Source organism: Paenibacillus sepulcri, assembly GCF_042647105.1.
GTDB classification, from domain to species: domain Bacteria; phylum Bacillota; class Bacilli; order Paenibacillales; family Paenibacillaceae; genus Paenibacillus_Z; species Paenibacillus_Z sepulcri.
On the sequence record NZ_JBHRUP010000001.1, the window covers coordinates 5,235,324 to 5,256,531 of the forward strand.

General features: G+C 54.1%; 14 protein-coding genes and 1 pseudogene. 12 read left to right on the plus strand and 3 right to left on the minus strand.

From position 1 onward, the window contains the following. Positions 1 to 54: 54 nt before the first annotated feature. Positions 55 to 605, minus strand: a pseudogene (locus tag ACFOLF_RS23095) (GNAT family N-acetyltransferase). A gap of 228 nt (positions 606 to 833) precedes the next feature. Here ACFOLF_RS23095 and ACFOLF_RS23100 point away from each other — a divergent pair. Genes ACFOLF_RS23100 through ACFOLF_RS23110 form a run of 3 tightly spaced genes read left to right on the plus strand, consistent with a single transcriptional unit; the run spans position 834 to position 2,517 of the window. Beyond that, positions 834 to 1,538: an S-layer homology domain-containing protein gene (locus ACFOLF_RS23100; RefSeq protein ID WP_210038759.1), complete on the plus strand. Its 705-nt coding sequence runs from the start codon at positions 834 to 836 to the stop codon at positions 1,536 to 1,538. Positions 1,539 to 1,576: 38 nt separating this feature from the next. Then, positions 1,577 to 2,371, plus strand: a complete 795-nt coding sequence (locus ACFOLF_RS23105; protein WP_210038760.1) for a GDSL-type esterase/lipase family protein — start codon at positions 1,577 to 1,579, stop codon at positions 2,369 to 2,371. Next, positions 2,368 to 2,517 carry a hypothetical protein gene (locus ACFOLF_RS23110; RefSeq protein ID WP_210038761.1) on the plus strand — a complete coding sequence of 50 codons (150 nt, stop codon included), beginning with the start codon at positions 2,368 to 2,370 and terminating at the stop codon, positions 2,515 to 2,517. The genes ACFOLF_RS23105 and ACFOLF_RS23110 overlap by 4 nt, the downstream gene beginning before the upstream one ends. Here the strand turns inward: ACFOLF_RS23110 and ACFOLF_RS23115 are convergent. Continuing rightward, entirely contained in the window at positions 2,514 to 3,161 is a 648-nt protein-coding gene (locus ACFOLF_RS23115) for a DUF2306 domain-containing protein (RefSeq protein WP_210038762.1), read from the minus strand. The genes ACFOLF_RS23110 and ACFOLF_RS23115 overlap by 4 nt on opposite strands. A 60-nt stretch (positions 3,162 to 3,221) precedes the next feature. Here ACFOLF_RS23115 and ACFOLF_RS23120 point away from each other — a divergent pair, with 60 nt between their 5' ends. Further along, positions 3,222 to 3,815, plus strand: a complete 594-nt coding sequence (locus ACFOLF_RS23120) for a TetR/AcrR family transcriptional regulator (protein ID WP_210038763.1) — start codon at positions 3,222 to 3,224, stop codon at positions 3,813 to 3,815. A 139-nt stretch (positions 3,816 to 3,954) separates the two neighbouring features. On the opposite strand, the gene ACFOLF_RS23125 is transcribed toward ACFOLF_RS23120, so the two are convergent. After that, positions 3,955 to 5,034: a DJ-1/PfpI family protein gene (locus ACFOLF_RS23125; protein WP_210038764.1), complete on the minus strand. Its 1,080-nt coding sequence runs from the start codon at positions 5,032 to 5,034 to the stop codon at positions 3,955 to 3,957. A gap of 494 nt (positions 5,035 to 5,528) precedes the next feature. Between ACFOLF_RS23125 and ACFOLF_RS23130 the strand changes: the two genes are divergently transcribed. From ACFOLF_RS23130 to ACFOLF_RS23165, 8 genes are all read left to right on the plus strand, one after another. Further along, positions 5,529 to 10,607 (plus strand): glycosyl hydrolase family 95 catalytic domain-containing protein, encoded by a 5,079-nt coding sequence (locus ACFOLF_RS23130; RefSeq protein WP_210038765.1) that lies wholly within the window; start codon positions 5,529 to 5,531, stop codon positions 10,605 to 10,607. 82 nt (positions 10,608 to 10,689) lie between these two features. Continuing rightward, on the plus strand, positions 10,690 to 12,444 hold the full coding sequence (locus tag ACFOLF_RS23135) for an S-layer homology domain-containing protein (protein ID WP_210038766.1): 1,755 nt from the start codon (positions 10,690 to 10,692) through the stop codon (positions 12,442 to 12,444). Positions 12,445 to 12,797: 353 nt separating this feature from the next. After that, a complete protein-coding gene (locus ACFOLF_RS23140) occupies positions 12,798 to 13,031 on the plus strand; it encodes an HPr family phosphocarrier protein (RefSeq protein WP_210038936.1) in 234 nt (77 codons plus the stop codon). Beyond that, on the plus strand, positions 13,018 to 15,138 hold the full coding sequence (locus ACFOLF_RS23145) for a methyl-accepting chemotaxis protein (protein WP_210038767.1): 2,121 nt from the start codon (positions 13,018 to 13,020) through the stop codon (positions 15,136 to 15,138). Before ACFOLF_RS23140 ends, ACFOLF_RS23145 begins: the two co-directional genes overlap by 14 nt. Then, positions 15,131 to 16,750 (plus strand): response regulator transcription factor, encoded by a 1,620-nt coding sequence (locus tag ACFOLF_RS23150; protein ID WP_210038768.1) that lies wholly within the window; start codon positions 15,131 to 15,133, stop codon positions 16,748 to 16,750. Before ACFOLF_RS23145 ends, ACFOLF_RS23150 begins: the two co-directional genes overlap by 8 nt. Beyond that, positions 16,747 to 18,537 (plus strand): cache domain-containing sensor histidine kinase, encoded by a 1,791-nt coding sequence (locus ACFOLF_RS23155; RefSeq protein ID WP_210038769.1) that lies wholly within the window; start codon positions 16,747 to 16,749, stop codon positions 18,535 to 18,537. Before ACFOLF_RS23150 ends, ACFOLF_RS23155 begins: the two co-directional genes overlap by 4 nt. Beyond that, positions 18,534 to 19,517: a substrate-binding domain-containing protein gene (locus ACFOLF_RS23160; RefSeq protein ID WP_210038770.1), complete on the plus strand. Its 984-nt coding sequence runs from the start codon at positions 18,534 to 18,536 to the stop codon at positions 19,515 to 19,517. The genes ACFOLF_RS23155 and ACFOLF_RS23160 overlap by 4 nt, the downstream gene beginning before the upstream one ends. A 164-nt stretch (positions 19,518 to 19,681) precedes the next feature. Then, positions 19,682 to 21,190 carry a sugar ABC transporter ATP-binding protein gene (locus ACFOLF_RS23165; RefSeq protein WP_210038771.1) on the plus strand — a complete coding sequence of 503 codons (1,509 nt, stop codon included), beginning with the start codon at positions 19,682 to 19,684 and terminating at the stop codon, positions 21,188 to 21,190. The last annotated feature ends 18 nt before the right edge of the window (positions 21,191 to 21,208 follow it).

Sequence of the window (21,208 nt, forward strand, 5' to 3'; positions counted from 1 at the left end):
AAACGAGCTGCGCCGCTGCAGGAACGCGACAGCCGTTCTTCTTGTTGTTGATTTTCAATCCAAATAGTCATTGGGATTTATTATGGCTAAAACCTGATGGTCTTCCCATTTTCCATTTATCCTGACATTTTTTTGAGCGATTCCTTCTTTATGAAAACCTGCTTTTTCTAATACCCGAATGGATGCCATATTATGGGGCATGGCACCTGCTTCTATCCGATGCAGCTTTAAGTCATGGAATGCATATTCAACAATTAATTGAACAGCTTCCGTAGTATAGCCCTTGCCGTTATGCTTTTTGTCTAAATAATAACCGACAAAGGCACTCTGAAGAGCACCTCGAAGCACCTGAAAGAGGCTAATTGTGCCAATCAGCGTATCGTCATTATTCCTGAAGATTCCAAAGAAATACTCTTCGTCTTTATGCCTATTTTCAGCATATTTTTCGATCTTCCTGATTTGACCTTCTATCGTATAAAAATCACGATCACGAGGCATGGAGAATTTTTCGAAGAAATCACGATTATCCATTTGTAATCTAAGGCTTTCTGCCGCATCATCCGTATTTAGCGGTGTCTGATATAAACGTTATCGCCTTTCGTCATGAAATCATCTCCCAAATTTTGATTATCAGGATGCGTAATTCAACTCTTCTAAATTTATATTCGAGATTATGATCCGCTGCCCTGCACATAAATAGAATGGACTGCCTTGGCTGCATCCCGGGGCTTCACATAATATTAACATATAAATCCTCGACATTATGCAACACTTGGCGCCTGCACAACGTTTGAGTCTATGAAACGTTCCATAAATTAGAAGAGGTGATAGAGATGACATCCAAGAAAAAAATGCTGGGTCTTTCCGCAGCCGTCGTGCTTTCGTTGTCTTTTGCCGGACAAAGCTTTGCCGCATCGACAACCTTTACCGATCTGGATAAGGTAGCTGCCAAGGATAAAATCATTTCCCTGCAGGCAGGCGGATTCGTATCGGGCGTGAGCAGCGACCAGTTTCTTCCCGCCGCTACGCTGACGGCTTCGCAAGGTATTCAAATGATCGTCAAAGCGTTTGATTTGAATATCGATACCCTTCGTTTCGTCAAAATGCCGCTGGCAACCGACTACTACAAAAATGCGAAAAATGATGCCTGGTACGCCGATACTTTGATTATCGCGGCAAACAGCGGCTTCGATCTGCCGGCCGATCTCGATCCGAGCAAGAAATGGACGAAAGAGGAATTCGCCCACCAGCTGATGCTGGCGATGGAAGGGCATTTCCCGCTGCCGATGATCAATGTCAAAACTGTCGATATCAAGGACCAGGACGATTTCACCGTAGAATATAACGGACCGATCCAGCGTTCAATCGTTCTCGGCATTACGTCGCTGGATGCAGAGGGGAACTTCCATCCCAAAGCGGAAATCACGCGCGCTGAATCCGCTGAGATGATTTATAACGCGATTGAATACGTTAAAGCTCATCCGGCCCCGGCGCAGCCCGAAACTTCGGCCCAGATGGAAACGCCAAACGAAGGATAATACACGCCGGGAGTTACCTGTCCAGGTCTCCCCGAACCATGAAGCAAACCCATAAGCAGGCAGGAAATCTCCCCGGGGATTTCCTGCCTTTTCAATTTACACTGCCGTTTTTTATGCTCCCCAAAGCACTGATAAAGTCGGGAAATCATATGCTGATGGTATATGAAGGGGAAGGCGATTATCATGGGGAAGGTGGAGGAGCGCGAGTGATCCATTATGCCGCAATCGGGGATTCACTGACTGCCGGAGTGGGGGGACTGTTAGGCGGTGGTTTTGTTCCGAAATATGGATGGCTGATTCAGGAGAGATTGGGACAGCCCGTTTATTACGACAAAATGGGAATATCGGGAGCAAGGATGCCGCGTATTCTATCGGTTGTAAGACACGATCCCAAGGCGAGGGCCATCCTGGGGAACGCTGATATCATCACTCTGACAGTCGGAGGCAATGATATGGTCGATGCAGCCAGAGCTTTCGCAGTCCACCGGAACGAAGAGGTGTTCAGTGAGGCCCTGACGAGCTGCCGGAAGAATTTTGCGGGTATTCTCGCGGTCATCAGGCAGCTGAAGTCCGGCTCCAAGCCTTATCTGATCCGCGCGGTCGATCTGTATAATCCCACACCCTCCCAGCCCGAAGCAGGGCTGTGGGTCAGGCGCTTCAACAGCCAGCTCGAAAGCTTCGAGGACGGGAATCTCAAGGTCGCGAATATTTACAACTCGTTTCTGGGAAGGGAGCGGGAGCTCTTATGGCTGGATCATTTTCATCCCAACGGGCGGGGCTACAGCGTAATCGCGGAGGAGTTGGATAAGCAGGGGTATGGGCCGTTAGCATGAACGGAGTCCCTTTGGGGGACTCCGTTGTCATTACGATTTCCCCCAACACCCAGCTGGAGGCCGCCACAATTTGGAAGCGGTTTCAGCTGGATGCCGCTGCCGCGAAGCTGACGATCGTTTATTTCTTTGTGATGGCGGATTCCTAATTCTGCAGCCCTCCCGCCGGTTTGCTGTAAACCGTTCGTATGACCAGTTCGGCCAGCAACAGCAATAGCACAATAGATCCGTAGACGCTGACCGTATAGCTCTTCTCGTAAGCGAGACCGAATCCCTTGGTGCCAATGAAGGTAAACAGGTGGATAAACATATTGGTAAAGCAGAAGGAGTAGCTTCTGCACATCCACTTCCGGTGTTTGTCGACCCGCATTCTTCTGATCTGAACCACCGCCGTGACCGTCATGGCCGGCCACAGGACGTTCAGGAGGTTGAAGGCCATGCTGGCCGCCTTGCCTCCTGTCGCTGCCGGAGCCATATAGCCGGAAGTGATCACGACGGCAAAAACGGCGATCAAGTAGAAGTACCCGTTGAATCTATGGAGCCTCCTGTGCTTGTACACGATTCCCTGCGAGAAGTTGATGGCTCCCGACACCATGGCCGCGCACGCGAATGCCACATGAACATACAAGACGTTTAACCAGACCGAAACGTTAATGGGATGCTTGAGATTTGTTTTATGGCTTAGAAAGGATTCTGCCCGGGGATCAGCAATGAAATTGACGTACAGAACGTACGCGATAAAGCCTGCCGCCACAATCAGCATGAGCCGGTACAATCGCTTCGTATTGGGCATTCCGGACACCTCTGTGCTATTATTTAGGGAAACAGTCTGCATCGTGAAAGGGTATGAGCCATGCGCAAGGGCGAACAAACAAGGCTCCGGATCATCATGAAGTCCGCCGAGCTTTTCAACCGGAAAGGATACGCGGCTACGACCATGCAGGATATCATGGACGAGACCGGCCTGACCAAGGGCGGGCTGTACCGCAGCTTCTCCGGCAAGGATGACATTGCCGTTGCTGCGTTTCAATACGCGGGCGAGGTGCTCTGGCGGCTGTTCTCCCAGGCGACCGAGAACTGCGAGACGGCAACAGAGAAGATTATCGCGATGTGCAACGTATACAGCGACACCGTGAACAATCCTCCTCTGCAGGGAGGCTGCCCGTTTCTGAACACCGCCGTTGAGGCCGATCATTCTTTTCCCCTGCTGCGGGACCATGCGATCGATGCATACGGGCATACCCAATCCTTTATGCAAGGCGTTCTGGAGCAGGGGGTATCTGCCGGAGAATTCCAGCCGGATATGGATACCGAGGCACTCGCCTCCTTCATCTTCTCGGCGATCGAAGGCGCCATAATGGCGAGCCGGCTGACCCGGGACAACAAGCATGTCGCCTTCGCGACGAAACAGATCGAAAGCACACTGCGCTCCTGCGCCCGGACGTGAACCATACGGCATAACCGTAACGGCGGCGGTCCAGGGCTTCTGAATACGCTGCTGCTATTCCTTAGGGAAGAAAGAAACATGGAGAAGCCGCCAACTTCCGGCGTCAGCCGGTTCTTAGTGGCCGGTTCTGCGGATTCGTTCAGTTCGCTGCCGTACGCTTGCCCGATACCTTGGAAGCAGGCAGCAGGCCGGCCCTGGCTCTGCCCGACATTTCGTCCCCCAGCACGGTCACCTCGAATTTCAAGTTCAAACGCATCGGCTTCTTCACTTTCAGCGACCAGCTTAAGAGGCTGCCAGCCACGACGGGATCGATGAACTCGACTCTCTCATCGCCCTGCACGGCCGTTCCGCTCACACGTCCACTGTCCCCGGAGATGTTCAACGTGACCGGGAGCTTTCCGATTGGCGTGGCAACGATTACCTCCCACCTCCCGACAAACACGGTTATTCCGGCATTCTCACGGGCAGTTGGCCCGTTTGTGGAGATGATCCCGTCTCCGGTATCGAGAATGCCGGACGTATTTTCCGGCTCCCGCTCATCCGCCCCGAATGCCGCTGCTTCGAAATCCGAAGATTCCATAATGGGCTGCATGCCGACCGGGCGCCAGACCGTCCCTCGCTTCTCGTATTCGAACATTTTCTCCACTTCGTGTGCGATTTGCGGCCCCAGCTCGCGCTCGACGATGTACAGCGCCACATCGAGACCCGAAGTCACGCCTCCGCCCGATACAAGATTGCCGTCATCGACGACGCGGGCATGCACGGGGATAGCTCCCGTCGCTCCCAGCGCCGCCATGCCCAGATGGTGGGTTGCGGCACGGCGGCCCTCAAGCAGCCCCTGCATGGCGAGCAGCAGCGAACCTCCGCACACTGCTGCGACTGTCAGTCCCGGAACCGACAAGGCAGCTTCTATCTTGGGGACCAGCTCCGTCTGCGACGCCCTTCGCAGCAGAGAGACGATTGATTCGTCCCCTTCCCCATACACAGGCCCGGCCGCTCCGGGGACAACGATTATCGCCGCGGCTGTCGGATCGATCGCCCCGGATGCGGAAATTTGCAGGCCGTTGATCCCGCTGGGAACGGATCTCGGGCCTTCAGCCGACACCAGCTCGGCGCGAATCGCGCCTCCCGTGTACCTTCCTGCTTCGGTAAATACCTCGTAAGGCGCCAATGCATCCAGCAGGTCAAATCCGTCAAACAACACAATTTGCACAAGCATTTGTATCCCCTCCGACTAATTTTGGGACCGGACGGTACGGTCTCTTTTTAGACTACGCCATTTTGACATCATTGGCAATCGCTTCGCGCTGCATTTGTATGGACATTTGATGACATGGGTTGATGTTGAAAAGCCAAGGAAGATCGGAGGGGTTGGCGTTGTGCAGCAGCGATGACGGCAAGAGTCCGGGGTGAAAAATCGTTGATCGTAACTTTCTAAACTGTTTGAAGATATTATTCAATTGTTTTTAATTGCGCAGGGACTATGATTAGGATATAAACACCATAGGAGGGTGTGTTGCAATGAACAGAATCATTTTAGAAAAGGAAAGGATGAGGGTCACTATCGCTGACGGACTGGCTCGCGTATCCGATGTTGTAAGCGATAACAAATGATTGAACGTGAAAGCGCTTCATTCAGTTTCATCAGTGAACGGAAGTCCCGGCAGGGATAATTTAAAAACAAAGATGATCATACAGGGAGGCTTTTGGCCCATGAAGTTTTATAAGAATAGAAAAGTAAAGAAATCTTTCCTTTCGCTAGTTGTCTTATCCCTTGCGATATCTTCCAGCCTGATACCGGGCGTGGCGGGGGCGGCGGACAATACGGCGTCTGAAGCTTTCAACACAAGCACGGGCACGCTCGATGTGGACTATGCTTCATACTTGTCCAAGCACGATGTGGTATACAATGCGCCGATCACCGATCCCAAAGGGGCTTTGACCGTAGGGAACGGCAAGGTGGGCGGAATGGTCTGGGATACAGCCAACGGACTTACGATGCAGGTTTCGGGAGTGGACGCTTCGCAGGAAGGCTTCGCTTCGCAAGGCCTGGTTAATTTATATACGAATCCCGGTTTGAATACGGGCTACTCTGCGTATAAACAGAGACTTTCCTTGTATGACGGCCTCTTGACGACCGAGTACGATTCCAACCGCAAGATTACGATCATGGGATCGCCGAATTCCGAGGTGATGGGCATCCATGTCGAAGACAGCCGTGTGGGCCTGGCCAGCGTTTCGCTGGATCTGAGCCTGTGGGATGTCAGCAACTTCGGCGGAGGCGACGTGAAGAATATCAACGCATGGAGAACGGTCACGACCTTCGCCGATCCGACTGTCGTCGGGTTCAGCAGAGGGCAGGCCGACCCGGATCATTTTGGCTACACGATGGCTGCGACGGTCGAAGGGGCGGACTTCACGACCCAGACTGTGAATGGCAGCAAGGTAAGGCTGAACATTAAGCCTACATCGAGCTATACGATCTGGATTTCCACGGCCAGCCGGCTCAATGCCCCGGAGTATGACTCGATTGCCGAAGCCAAGAAACAGTTAACCACGGTCAAGGCTGCCGGGTACGATACCACCTTGGCCAGCTACAAGGACTGGTGGCATGATTTCTGGTCCAAATCCTTCGTCCAGTATTCCAACGCTTCAGGCGATGCCGATTATATGGAAAGCTTTTATTATCTGAGCACGTATATCATCGCCGCAGGCGCATTCGGCAACTATCCGTTCCACTTTATCAACGGCGTATTCAGCGCCGTGGAAGACAGCGACAGCGGAAAGTGGAGCAACGCGTACTGGTACTGGAATCAGAGGGATATTTACCATTCTTTCCTCGCCTCCAACCATGCGGATATGGTGGAAGTCTTCAACAATTTATACAGCCGCAATTTCGATACGCTGAAGGCATACACGCAGACCAGGTACGGCATCGACGGCATCTGGGTTCCGGAGACGATGGGCTGGAACGCAAGTGCCGCAGGCACGATCAACAGCGACTACACGCAGGATACGCTATCGACCGCATCGGAAGCGGCGATGAATATGTATGCGCAGTACAAGTATACGAATGATACCGATTACTTGAAGAATATCGCGTATCCGTTCATGCGGGAGGCGGCCAAATTCTATGCGGCCAAGCTCTCATTCGACGAAACAACGGGCCAATACTTTATGGAGTCCTCAAATGTGCATGAGCAGCATTGGGACGTGAAGAATGCCATTACCGACCTGGCGGCTGTACGGGATCTGTTCCCGGCGGCAATCAAGACGAGCGAGGATTTGCAGCTGGATGCGGATCTCCGCCTCAAGTGGCAGGACGTTCTGGATAATCTTGTCCCATACCCGCTCGATCCGAACGACCCCAACCAGTATTTGCCGCATGCTCCGCCGTTGTCCCAGAACCGGAACAATGAGAATTCCATATTGGAGCTGGCGTGGCCTTATAACGTAAGCGGCATCGGCTATCCGGACTATCAGAAGCTGCTCAACGGATATAATAACCGTCCATACAAGTACACGTCGAACAACGTTTGGGATCCGGCCCCCATCCAGGCAGCCCGGCTCGGATTGGGAGACGAAGCTTATTTGGGTATGAGAATGATGCTTCAACGGTACCAGCAGTATCCGAACGGACGCACGACGAATACCAACGGCGAGTATGAGTACATGGGCGTGCACCTTTTGGCCATGAACGAATCGCTGCTGCAAAGCTATAACGACAAGATCAGAGTTTTCCCTGCTCTGCCGACCGACGCTGCTTTTGTCAGCAAGTTTACATTGTCGGCCAGCGGCGGGTTCCAGGTAAGCTCCGAGAAGGATAGCGACGAGATCAAATATGTCGGGATCAAAAGCCTGTACGGCAACCCGGCAACTGTAGTCAATCCTTGGGGCACGGAAGCGGTGCAGGTCAGAAAGGTTTCCGACAATTCTGTCGTCACGACCTCGTCAAGCGGTGAATTTACGTTCAATACGGATGCGGACACCGTATATGTGGTAGAACGCACCGCCAAGCCTTTGAGCAATTATACACATGCCAAACTGACTGGGACTGCCAATGAAGGCGTAAAATCCTTAAGCGGCACAAGCTCCAAGCTGGGGCTTAGCGCTGCGGGAGGCCGCGTTGCCATTACGACTTTTTATGCGGACGGCTCTTACGGAGGAACAGATGAGACATTGGCGCCGGGGAGCTACACGACAGCACAGCTGATGACGGCGAACATACCGAATAACTGGGCGTCATCGGTACGGGTAACGGCCGGCTACACGGTTGCTGTGTACGACAATGACAACTTTACAGGAACCAAGTGGCTGTTCACCTCGGATACGGATTTTCCGTCCGGAACCAATCCGAATGCCAACGATAAGATGTCATCGGTGAAAATCTATCTTAGCGACGGCAGCACAAAGGTTGAAGCCGAGAGCGGCACATTAAGCAATCCCGCGAACAAATATGCGGATGCTGCGGCTTCGGACGGCCATGCGGTAAAATTCGAGGAGACCGGCGATTCGTTAACCTTCGAGAACTCCGGTTCGGCCTCCAAGATCATATTTACGTATGCCACAGCCAGCGACCCTGGACAGATCAGCCTCTATATTAATGGTGTCTTCAGCAAGCCTATCAGCTTCCCGACGAACGGCGTATGGCAGGGAGGTTATCCTTCCTTGACGGTGCCGGTAAATATTCCGGGAGGCGCAACCGTCAAATTCCAGCTGGATGACGGGGACAGCGCTGTCAATCTCGATTCCCTCTCCTACATATCCATGGATTTGAGCGGGGTAGGCGTGGATGTAGCTTCCAATCTGATAACAGGCACTACGGTCGATATGCAGTACAGCCTTGATTCCACGGATGGTCTCAATGGCACATGGACGACGGCTACGGCCGGCAGCACGACGGTTATGTTCCTGGGAGGAAAAGTATATATCAGGGATATAAGCGATCCGGGACATTTTGCCCTGATTGCAACGGTACCGCCGTTCAGCGGACCGAAGTACGAAGCCGAGAGCGGCGCAAGAACCGGTTCGACCAACGTAGCCTCGGATTCCAAAGCTTCCGAAGGCAAAGTCGTGGATCACTTCTCCAATAACGGAGATTCCGTATCCTTGTCCAATGTTGCGACGGGCTCGCGGCTGATTATTGCGTACTGCACGGACAATAATCCGGGCAGGCTCAGCTTGTACATCAATGGAGTGGACAGCGGGAATATCACTTTCCCGACTACCCACGGCTGGAATACCAACTATTCCACGGTCACGGTCACCAAAGCCATTCCAGCGGGCGCAACGGTCAAGCTGCAGCTGGACAGCGGAGATTCGGGAGCCAATATTGACTATATGATTGTGCAATCGCAGGATTTGACCGGCGTAAGCCTGAACACGGCGACCAGTCAAATTACAGGCACGAATACGTTCCTGGAGTACAGCGTGAACTCGACCGACGGCAGGAACGGCACATGGACCGCGGCCAAGGCGGACAATACGCCGGTTGTCATGGCGCCGGGCAAGATTTTTGTCAGAGAAGCGGCTAACCCGAACAACTATAAGCTGCTGCAGACCATTATCGGACAAATGTACGAGGCGGAGAACACCACATTAACCAAAGTAGACGCTTCTTCGGATGGAGCGGCTTCCGGCGGCAAAGCGGTTACCGGCTTGTCCACACCGGGCAGTTCTTCCATGGTCTTCACGAGCACGGCCAAGGGCGGGCAATTGGTTATCGGATATACGACAGCCAATGCGAACAGCAAGCTGAGCCTCTATGTCGACGACAAGCTCATCAAGAGCGTCGGCTTCCCTACCACCGGCGTCTGGAGCGGAGCGTATGCCGTCGTGAAGACGAATGTCAGCATTCCGGCTGGATCAGCGGTTAAATTGATGCTCAATAACGGAGATTCCGGATCGAACATCGACTATTTTATCGTTCAGCCTCTGGATAATTTCAACGGTGTGAGCGTAAATGTGGGGGCAGGTCAAATTTCCGGCACAACTGAGGATATGGAATACAGCCTGGATTCCACAGACGGCAGCGACGGCAGCTGGGCTGCGGCAGGTACGGGAACTACGCCGGTTGCATTCGTCCCGGGCAAGATTTATCTGCGAGTAGTGGACAATCACAGCATCAACAGCCTGCTGGCAACAGTGGCAGCGCCGGCTCCCGCACCGACAGTAACAGCCAATGTTTACTACGGCATGGAGCAAGTCAAGCTGGTGGGAGCAGCGACAACGATGCAGTACAGTCTGGATGGAGGCTCTAACTGGTCCAATGTTACGGCTCCGATTGCTGCAGGCACGGCTACGCTTGATTTGTCCGCAGCGCCGAATGACGATCTCCGCGTCCGGACAGCAGCGACATCAAGCGCTCTTCCTTCGCTGCCGACCGGAAAGCTGAACATACCGGTAGATCTGGCGCTGTTGAATGTGAAAATCGCCAATGCCGATTCACTGGTATCCGCAGCTTCGGTCGGAACGCTGTGGGGTCAATATTCGCAGGGAGCAGTTGATGCCCTCCTGCTGGAGATCGCGAATGCCAAAGCGGCGGCTGCGAGCGTGGACGCCACCCAGGAGCTGGCGGATCAGGCAGCCAATGCACTGGATACCGCCGTGCAGACTTTCACGGCAGCCGTGAACACGACGGCATCTATTGAGGATCTTGCCCTGTTGGGAATGAAATATGGCCTAACATCCGCAAGTCCTGACTGGCAGCTGGTCAACAGGTACGATTGGAACAGCGATCATAAAATCACGATTGTTGATCTTGCGGTACTGGCCTCCAAGATCGGGCAATAACAGCAGTTGTTACAGCTTGGGGAAGCGGCCAAGCATGACGCTTCCCCGGGCTATCTTTCCGCGAGAGGATGAATCTTAGTTCATGACATATAAATTGCGATCCATAAGTATGCTCTTCATTCTGCTGGTTTCCCTGGTAAGCCCGGGTATCGCGCTGGCGGACAGCACACCATCGTTTTCGCTTGCGATTACAAATGAAAGCCCGGCTCTGCAGGAGGAATTCCAAGTCAGCGTAGCGGCAAGCCAGGTCACCGATATGTACGGTTATGAGATCAATGTAAGCTATAACCCCGCTCTTCTGGAGTTCAAAGGCGTGGAGCCATTGGCTGGAGGCTACTCCATTACACCGATTGTCAGCGGCAGTACGATTCAAATCGCGCATACGGAAACAGGAAGCACGCCGGGGCAATCCGGCAATCCGACGCTGGCCAGGCTGACTTTCAAAGCGATTGGCACAGGGTCCGCCCAAATCGGTCTTGCGGGCTTGACGCTGGTGGATTCACAATTTGCCTCGTCCGAGTTTACAAGCGATGCCCAAGTGGTTGCCGTTATCAACGATCCGTCGACTCCAACGGACCCGACAGATCCAACAGATCCAACAGATCCAACGGACCCGACCGTTCCGGATACAACGGATCCGGGGGACTCAACAGATTCGCCGGCCAGTGCACCTAATTTGATCAAGCCGGTATCTGTACTGGATAAGGCTACGGGCATCGCGAGCTCTTCCGTCGATGCGGAAGCCTTGAATAAAGCGATTGCGGCCGCAAAAGCCGACACAACCGGCAAAACTCCGGTAAGCATCGTGCTAAATGCGGAAGGCGCTCAAGGCTATGTGCAAACCCTGCCGGTCTCCTCGCTGTCCAACGAGTCGAATCCCGTCTCGATCGAAATCAGTACCCCTCTGGCGACGCTTGTTGTTCCAAGCAGCCTGTTCCAGGGAAGCGCGCTGACTTCCGGTGACGTAGAGTTTCATCTGGGCCAGCCTGCTGATGGGCAATTGAATGACAGCATCAAGCAGCAGATCGGCGGTCGTCCGGCAATTGAATTGAAGGTCCTGTCCGGCGGCGAGACCGCTGAATGGAATCATTCGCAGACGCCGGTTACCGTGCGCATTCCTTACAAGCCAAGCGCGGAAGAACTGAAGAATCCCGAGCATATCGTCGTCTGGTCTATCGATGATGCAGGCCGGACTCAACCTGTAACCAGCGGAAGGTATGACCCCGAATCCGGGCAGGTCACCTTCACCGCTGCACAATCGGGTACGTATGCCGTGGCATTTGTGCAGAAAACATTTGGCGATATCGCTGCTCTGGATTGGGCGAAAACGCAGATTGAAGTGCTGGCCTCAAAAGGCATTGTCAACGGATTCCCGGATGAATCGTTCGAACCGGACAAACCGGTTACCCGCGCAGACTTCCTGGTGCTGCTGATGCGGATGCTGGAGCTGACAGGGCAAACAGGAGCTTCATTTGCCGATGTGCCCGAGAGCGCTTATTATAGTGAAGCCCTGCTGACGGCCAGAGCACTCGGCATTGCCGACGGCACCGGCGATAATCTGTTCCAGCCCATGAATCCGATCACCCGGGAAGATATGGCGGTATTGACGGAGAAGGCGCTGAAAGCGGCGAACAAACTCCTGAAAGAAACGACGGCGACAGGCCTGGATGACTACCAGGATAAAGATGCCGCCGCCACTTACGCCAAGGAAAGCTTCGAGTATCTGATCAAGAGCGGAATCATTCACGGCTATAACAATCAAATTCAACCCAAATCGGCAACAACCCGCGCGGAAGCGGCGGTCATGCTGTACAACATTTATAACGCAGTGCAATAATTGCGCCGATAGAGCGGGATTATCGTAAGCGTACGAAGAGAGAAGAGGATGTTGCGCTCTTCTCTTTTTTCGTTAGTGATTGGGCATTCGGATCTTCCAGGGCTCCGGGAGATCCGTTTTCCACGTTCATTTTCGCGCGCAGCGGGGTTGATATGCCCGGTTTGGATCTTGCGGCGCGATCAGAAAATAATTCGACTAAAAAGCGATAATTATACATGTGCTAATGTCGGGGACGGCTGTATAATAGGCGTAGCCGGAAGCTTTAGAAAGACAAAGGCAGGAAGCCTGAGGCAATATTGAAAGCGGATTCAAATCCGAATATGAGCTCAATTGCGGGAGAGGGTCGATTGACTATGATTAAACCGATTAAAGTGAGGAATGCGAATGATATCGAACAAATCAACCGCATCGTGTCCAGGTATCCGTTTGATATTTGGATACACAGCAAAAGCGGCATGGCTGACGCCAAATCGCTGCTGGGCATGTATGTGCTGAAAATCAACGAGCCGTTATTCCTCGTCGTTCCGGACGAGGCGGAGGTTGGGCCGTTGTTCGCGGAGCTGGAGCCTTATATTGCGTTTGATTGACGGGACAGCAGTGGACTCGTCGGTCAGGCACAATTCGATTCTGGAACGCATCTCCAATCTTGGCATTTTACGTTTTTCCACGATTCAAGTGAGGTTGACCCTCTTTTTCACTCTTATCCTGTTTGCCTCCATCGCGACTGTCGGTGTGGTGAATTACCGGCAATCCAGCGCAGCGCTCAATGGCAAAATCGAGCTGTATTCCAGGCAGGTGATCGGACAGATCGGCGCAAATCTTGATCTGGAGCTGCAGCATATCCAGTTTGTCATGGAGGATATTATATCGGGCGAAGATGTGCAAAGCGGCTTGGCCGGCCTGAAGACATCCGGCGGTCAGCAGTACACGCTGACCAATGCCATCAACAAGACGATTTCCCACAAGCTGTCCATGCTCACTTACATCTCCAGCGTCACAATTCGCGTAAACCGGCAGACGACGCTGGGTACATACAATTCCCTGGATAAGGAGCAGCTGGATTCGATTATTCAAAGGACTGAAGGCGGTACAGACTATCGCTACTTTCTCATAGACGACAAGGTGAAAGGAAAAGCGTTTCTCTCCATAAGCAAGCCGATCCGATCGGCAGTCAACGGGGAATCGCTTGGCGTTATCGTCATCACGCTGGAGGAAAATCATATCGCCAGGCTTTATGAAGGGACCGATCTGGGCCAATCGGCAGAGATTTTTATTCTGGATGATCAGGGCAGCGTCATATCAAGCAGAAACAAGGCCCGATACCCGGTCAACCGTCCGCTCCGGGATCGGGAATTGGCGCAGCGGGTGGCAGGCGGAAGCTCGCCGGACGGCGAGGCTTACTTCGGAGAAGCATCGGGCGTCGAATCGCTTGTTGCGTATACGCCTGTGGCGGCCAGCGGCTGGAAGGTGGCGGCTGTCATTCCGAAATCGTTCATTCAGGCGGAAATCAATGATCTGAGAATAACGATGCTGCTGATCGGCGCAGCCTGCCTGCTCCTATCCGCGCTGATCGCTTATCTGATTTCGCTGGGCGTATCCATTCCCGGACGAATGCTCAGGGCGCAGATGAAACGGGTGAACGACGGAGACTTGAATCTGGCCTGGGCGGATCCGCACAAAGACGAAATGGGCGCAATCTCGGCAGGCTTCAATGAAATGGCCGGAACGCTGAGGACGCTGCTTGCGCGGGTGGCGGCATCTTCGGATTATTTGCGGGAGCAGTCAGGGATCGTCTCAGCCGTATCCGGCAGATTCAGAGGAAATCAGCAGCAGTTCGTCGAGGTGATCAAGCAAATTGCTGACGGATCCAATCAGCAGGCGGGCGATGCTGCGGCCAGCGCGGAGAGTATGAACGATTTGTCCGGAAATATCAGTGATATCGGGGAAGGAATCGATACGATTTCCGAATCGATCGCCGATATCGACGCCATCTGCGCCGGTGCCCAGCAGTCGGTAAGCCGGCTGAACGATAAAGCGGCCGCTTCCCATTCCGCCCTGCTGCTTGTGCATCAGGACATTGGTTCGCTGGACGCGGAGCTCGGCCAAATTAACGAAATTACCCGGCTTATTACCGGTATCTCGAAGAAAACGAATATATTGGCTATCAATGCCTCCATCGAAGCCGCGCGGGCCGGGAGCGCGGGCCGGGGCTTCGCCGTTGTGGCGGAGGAGGTCAGGCAGCTGGCCGGGCAGTCGCGGATCGCGTCGGAACAAATCGGCGACATGGTTTCCGCAGTTTTGAACCGCTCTCAAGCAACCGTCAGGGAGGCCGGTCGGTCGGTGAATATGATGAAAGAACAGCTTGAGGCTGTTGAGGAAACGGACCGCAGCTTCGTCCTGGTCAAGCGGCAGCTGGAGCAAATGCTGTCACATGCGGCGAATGTCCGCACCGCTTCCGGGCGGCTGCAGCATTCGCGGGATGGCGCGCTGCATGCCATTGGAAGCATCGCGTCCATTGCCCAGGAAACGGCGGCGGCTTCCGGGGAAGCATACGCCTCCTCGGAAGAGCAGATGCATCAGACGGAGACGCTCGCCAATATGGCGCAGGAATTGGAACAAGCCTCTGTAAAACTTGCCGAAGCGATCGTGAAATTTCAAATACCGCAGGACAACGAGGTGAAACTCCATGTATAAGCTGCTGATTGTGGACGATGAAGCGCTGGTTCGCGAAGCGATCCAGGATGGCATGAACTGGGAGGCCATGGGACTTGAATGCGTAGGGTCCTGCGAGGACGGCATCGAAGCGCTCGAGTTCGTCGAGCGGGAGAATCCGGATATCGTGATGACCGATATCGGGATGCCGTTCATGAACGGCATCGAGCTGACGCGCGAGCTCTCCGTGCGTTACCCGGATGTGAAAGTGATCATCCTGACCGGGTACGATGAATTCGAATATGCCCAGCAGGCGCTGAAGATGCAGGTTGCGGACTATATACTGAAACCGGTTACAGCCGCCGAGATGGAGGAAATTCTGCTGCGGCTTGGCGAGCAGCTGGACAATGAGAACCGGCATAAGCGGGACTACGAGAAGCTGAAGCGCCAGTTGAAGGAAAGCATGCCGCTGCTCAAGGAGCGGTTTCTGGAGCGGCTCGTCACTTCATCGATGACGGCGAAGCAAAAACGCGAAAGCTGCAGTTATTTTCAAATCGTCTGGGACCAGTCATTCCTGATCGAGCTTGCGATCGATGTCGACGAGCTTATTTTGAAGCATCCGGCTACTCCGTCCGACGATGAGCTGTTCCGGTTTGCCATTTATAACATCGCCAAAGAATTAACGGAGAAGAGTGCCGGTGCGGAGGTGTTCCGCGACAGGGAAAACCGCGTGCTCATCCTGCTGTCCGGCACCGATCCCGAAGCGCTGTGCGAGGCAGCCGGGGCAGCGGCGGAGGAAATCCACACTGCGGTCACCACCTATTTGCCCGTGAAGGCTTCTATTGGAATCGGCCATACCTGCAGGCTTGAGGATCATGTCGCCCTGGTTCACCGGTCGGCGTTGTCCGCTCTGGATTACCGCTATGTTATCGGCACCAATGAAATTATCCGCATCTCCGATATGGAACGGCGCAAGCGCCCGGAACTGCTGTCCGCGGTCACCTGGGAGCATGAGCTGATCACGAAGCTGAAGACGGGTACGCCGCAGGAAATGGACGAATGGATCGCCAAGCTGTTTTCGACCTTCCGCAAGCAGCTTGTCCCCATAGATGTCTGCTATATCTACCTGCAGCGGTATGTTCTTACCTTGATGCATACGCTGTATGAAATGGAGAGCGATACCGGCAGGGTGTTCGGGGAAGCGGCCAATCCGGTGGCGGAAATCAGCAGGCTCGCGGCATTGGACGAAATCGAAATCTGGATGAAAGAGCTGTGCGGCAAAGCGGTGACGGTCATCCGGGGCATGCGGGAGGATCACAGCGTGCTGCAGATCGAGAAGGCGATGGCCTATGTCAGGCAGCATTATACAGACCCGGATCTGTCGCTGAAAACCGTATGCAAGCATGTGTCCATGAGCGCCAGCTACTTCAGCACCCTGTTCAGGATGAATACCGGCCGGACCTTCGTGGAATATGTGATTCACGAGCGGATGGAGAAGGCGAAGGAGCTGCTGAAGCTGACCTCCATGCGAAGCTACGAAATCGCTTACGCCGTCGGCTACAGCGATCCGCAGTATTTCAGCAGCGCATTCAAGAAGCATGCCGGGGACACGCCGACGGACTTCCGCTTCAAAATGACGGGGAATGAGGGATGAAGCTGGGCCTCTTCTCGCGATTCCGCAGCATCCAGACGAACATGGTGCTGGCCTTTGTCCTGCTTATCCTGATGACGATTCTGATTATGAGCGTCGTCTCTTATTATTTGTCCAAGGACGCCGTGCAGTCCAACGCGCAGACTTATACGACGGAGCTTGTGAAGCAAGTGAACAACAATATCAAGTCTTATGTGAACGGGATGAAATATATTTCCGATATGGTGGACGGCAACCCGTATGTGCAGCAATATTTGTCGCAATTCAAATACGAAAGCCTGACAGAGGAGCAGAAAAGCAAACAGGCCGTTGCGGACTTTCTGGAATCGATGGCCGTATCGCGCGCCGACATTTCTTCGGTGAGCCTGTTTGGCTACAACGGGCAGTTCGTGACGGGAAGCAAAGGGCTGGAATTGAACCCGTTCATCGATATTACGAGCCTCAGCTGGTACCGTGGCGCCCGGGAGGCGGGAGGCTCGTACGTGATTTCTCCCTCGCATGTGCAGCCGGTGTTTAAGGACCGGTATCCCTGGGTCGTTTCCCTGAGCATGGAGCTGGTCAGCAAGGACGGCGGGACGAAGCTTGGCGTATTCCTGATCGACCTGAATTTCAGCGTGATGAACGACATGTTCCAGGATATCCGGCTTGGCCAGCGGGGTTATCTGTTCATCGTCGATTCCGAGGGCAAAATCGTGTACCACCCGCAGCAGCAGCTGATTTACAGCAGCCTGAAAACGGAGAAGATCGCCGAGGTGCTCCAGATCAAGAATGGCACATTCATCAGCGACGAGGGCGGCAACAGCAGGATGTACACCGTTCAGGAGTCTGACTTCGGGTGGAAAATCGTCGGCGTGTCCTATGTCAATGAGCTGGTCGGCAACCAGAATGAGGTGCGGCTTTCTTTTATTTTTCTCGGCTTGATCTGCATCGTGCTGGCGATTGTCATTTCCCTGTTCCTGTCGCAGCGGGTCAGCCAGCCGATCAAGCAGCTGCAGGGCTACATGAAAGAGGTGGAGAAGGGCAATTTCGACATTCAGGTTCCCGTTCCGACCACGATTGAGATCGGCAGGCTGGCCCGGGCCTTCAACATTATGGTGGGCAAGATCAAAGAGCTGATGTCGCAGGTCGTCAGGGACCAGGAGCTGAAAAGAAGAAGCGAGATGAATGCGCTGCAGGCGCAGATCAATCCCCACTTCCTGTACAACACCCTGGACTCCATCATCTGGATGGCGGAGAGCAAGAAGTTCCAGGAGGTCGTCCTCATGACCTCGGCGCTGGCGAAGCTGTTCCGCGCGTCGATCAGCAAGGGCGAGGAGCTTGTCACGATCGAAACCGAGCTTGAGCATATTACAAACTATTTGAAGATTCAAAAGATGCGCTACAAGAACAAGCTGGACTATCAGATCGAGATCGGCGATTCGGTCAGGCAGTACAGGACGATCAAGGTCATTTTGCAGCCGATCGTGGAGAATGCGATTTATCACGGCATCAAGATGAAGCGGGGGCCGGGCCTCATTACGATCTCCTCCGAAGAGACGGAGACGGATATTCTGCTGATCGTCGGGGACAACGGGAACGGGATGGACGAGGAGAAGCTGTCCAGGCTTCTGACTCCATTGAATGAAGGAGAGGAAGGCAGAGGCGTCGGCGTCCGCAATGTGCATGGACGGCTCAAGCTTTATTTTGGCGCGCAGTATGGACTGGTTTACAAAAGCGTATCAGGCGAAGGGACAACGGTGCTCATCCGCTTTCCCAAGTCTCCGCCGTTATTGGAGGCAGGCAGAAGATGATTTGGAAGCATAAGCGGACACTGGCGATTGTCGGGCTGCTTCTGATTATTGCGGCAGGCTTGGCTGGCTGGGGGGGCTGGCTGTCGCAGCGGAAACCGCTGGATATCAGGGTCATTATTAAATCGACGGACGCTTCGATCGAGTTCTGGCTGGTGCTGATCGACGGGGTTCGCGAGGCAGCGCAGGAATTCGACACCAGCGTCCAGATTACCGGCTCCAAAACCGAAACGGATGTCGACGAGCAGATTGCGCTGGTGGAGCAGGCGATCCGGGACCGGCCCGATGCGATTGTGCTGGCTGCGAACGATTTTGACCGGCTTGTTCCCGTTGCCGAGAAAGTCAGGCAAAGCGGAATCAAGCTCATCATTGTGGACTCGGGCATCAACTCCGGTGTCGCGCACAGCAGCGTGGCGACAGACAATGTAATTGCCGGCAGGAAGGCGGGCGAAGCGATGCGGGAGCATATCTCGGGGAATGCGAAGGTCGCGATTATCAGCTATGTCAAAAATGCCGCTTCGCATATCGACCGGGAGAAAGGCGTCCGTTCCATTCTGGGCGGCAATGCCGGTCTCGACCTGCTCGACACCTATTATGTCGAAGGCTCGGAGGAGAACGCCTACTTGATGGCAAGGAATATTTTGCAGACGCAGAAGGATGTCGTGGGCATAATCGGGCTGAACGAGCCTACAACCGTCGGCGCGGGCCGGGCGATTCAGGAGCTCAAGCTCAAGGACCGGGTCAGTCTGATCGGATTCGACAGCTCCGTCAACGAGATCAAGCTGCTGGACGAAGGGGTGATGAAGGCGACCGTCATCCAGCGGCCTTTCCAGATGGGTTATTTGAGCGTTAAGACGGCTGTGGACGCGGTCAGGGGGAAGAAGGTGCCGAAGATGATCGATACCGGCTCTCTGGTCATTACGAAACAGAATATGTACGAGGAGGAAAACCAGAAGCTGCTGTTTCCCTTCGTCAACAAATAGCGTATTATACGGGGCCTCGGGGGCCCTGTTTTTTTTGCTCTTGTCCGGGGCGCAACCTCCAAAATTATTCGACTCTTACAGGAAGAAATCACATGTTAGCCTGCAGCCGGACCGTGTAAAGTTAGCTACAACAGCAGGAACAAGAGTTTGAGGGAGGTGGAAAGATGGAACAGACCATTGTGCGCATGGAAGGAATCGAGAAGCATTTTGCCGGCGTTCACGCGTTGAAGGGCTGCCGGTTTGAGCTGCGGGCCGGTGAAGTGCACGCGCTCGTCGGTGAGAACGGGGCAGGGAAGTCAACGATGATGAAGGTGCTGACCGGCGTTTACCGCAAGGATGAGGGAAGCATCTTCTATAAAGGCGAGGAAGTGCAAATCGCCGATACAAGGTCCGCCCAGAAGCTGGGGATCGGCATGATCCACCAGGAGCTGAATCTGGCTCCCCATCTGACGGTGGCGCAGAACATATTTATTGGCAAGGAGCCGCGCAAGGCGATCCGCTTGTTTCTGGATGACAAGGAAATGAACAGGCAAACGGCTCTCTTGCTGAAGCAGATGAAGCTGGACATCGATCCGACGACGCCTGTGGCGGAGCTTACGGTGGCCAAACAGCAAATGGTGGAGATCATCAAGGCGATTTCCTACGAATCCCAGGTGCTGATTATGGATGAACCGACGGCGGCGCTCAGCGATTCCGAAATCGACGAGCTGTTCCGGATGATCGCGCAGCTCAAGGAGAAGGGCGTCGGTATCGTCTACATCTCGCACCGGATGGCGGAGCTCAAGCGAATTACCGACCGGATTACGGTTATGCGCGACGGCACTTATATCGATACGGTCCAGACGCCGGATATCAGCATCGACCAGATTATCGCCATGATGGTCGGCCGGGAAATCTACCAGCCGGTCAAGCCGGACCGCAAGGCGGAGAAGGCGCCGGAGACGGTGCTGGAGGTGCGCGGTCTTTCGCGGAGGAACGTCCTTCACGATTTAAGCTTCTCGCTGCGCAAAGGGGAAATCCTGGGCGTCGCGGGACTGGTCGGCGCAGGCAGAACGGAGATGGCGCGGGCGATTTTCGGCGCCGATCCGATTGATGCCGGAGACATCCTGATCCGTGGACGCGAGGTCCGCATTGCCGGGCCGCATCAGGCGGTGAAGCATGGCATCGGGTATTTGTCCGAGGACCGGAAGCATTTTGGCTGTCTGCTGGATATGGACGTCAAAACGAATGTCGGGCTCGCGGCATTGGGCAGCTTTACAAGCGGGCTCGGCTTCATGAGCGACAGGCGAATGGCCGAAGTTTCGGTCAAGGTCGTCGAGGAGCTGCGCGTGAAGACGCCGGGGATCAATCAGAAGCTCAAATTCCTGTCCGGAGGAAACCAGCAGAAGGTTATTATCGGCAAATGGCTGACAAGAGACTGCGATATTCTGATTTTCGACGAGCCGACACGGGGCATCGATGTCGGAGCCAAAAGCGAGATTTACAAGCTGCTTGAAAGTCTGGCGGCGGAAGGCAAATCGATTATCATGATCAGCTCGGAGCTGCCGGAAATTCTGCGGCTGAGCCACAGGATCATCGTCATGTGCGAAGGAAGAATTACGGGAGAGCTTATTAACGATCAGCATGCTTCGCAGGAACAGATTATGACGTATGCGACCAGGCGGATCGGCTAGGCTCGGACAGGAGGAGAT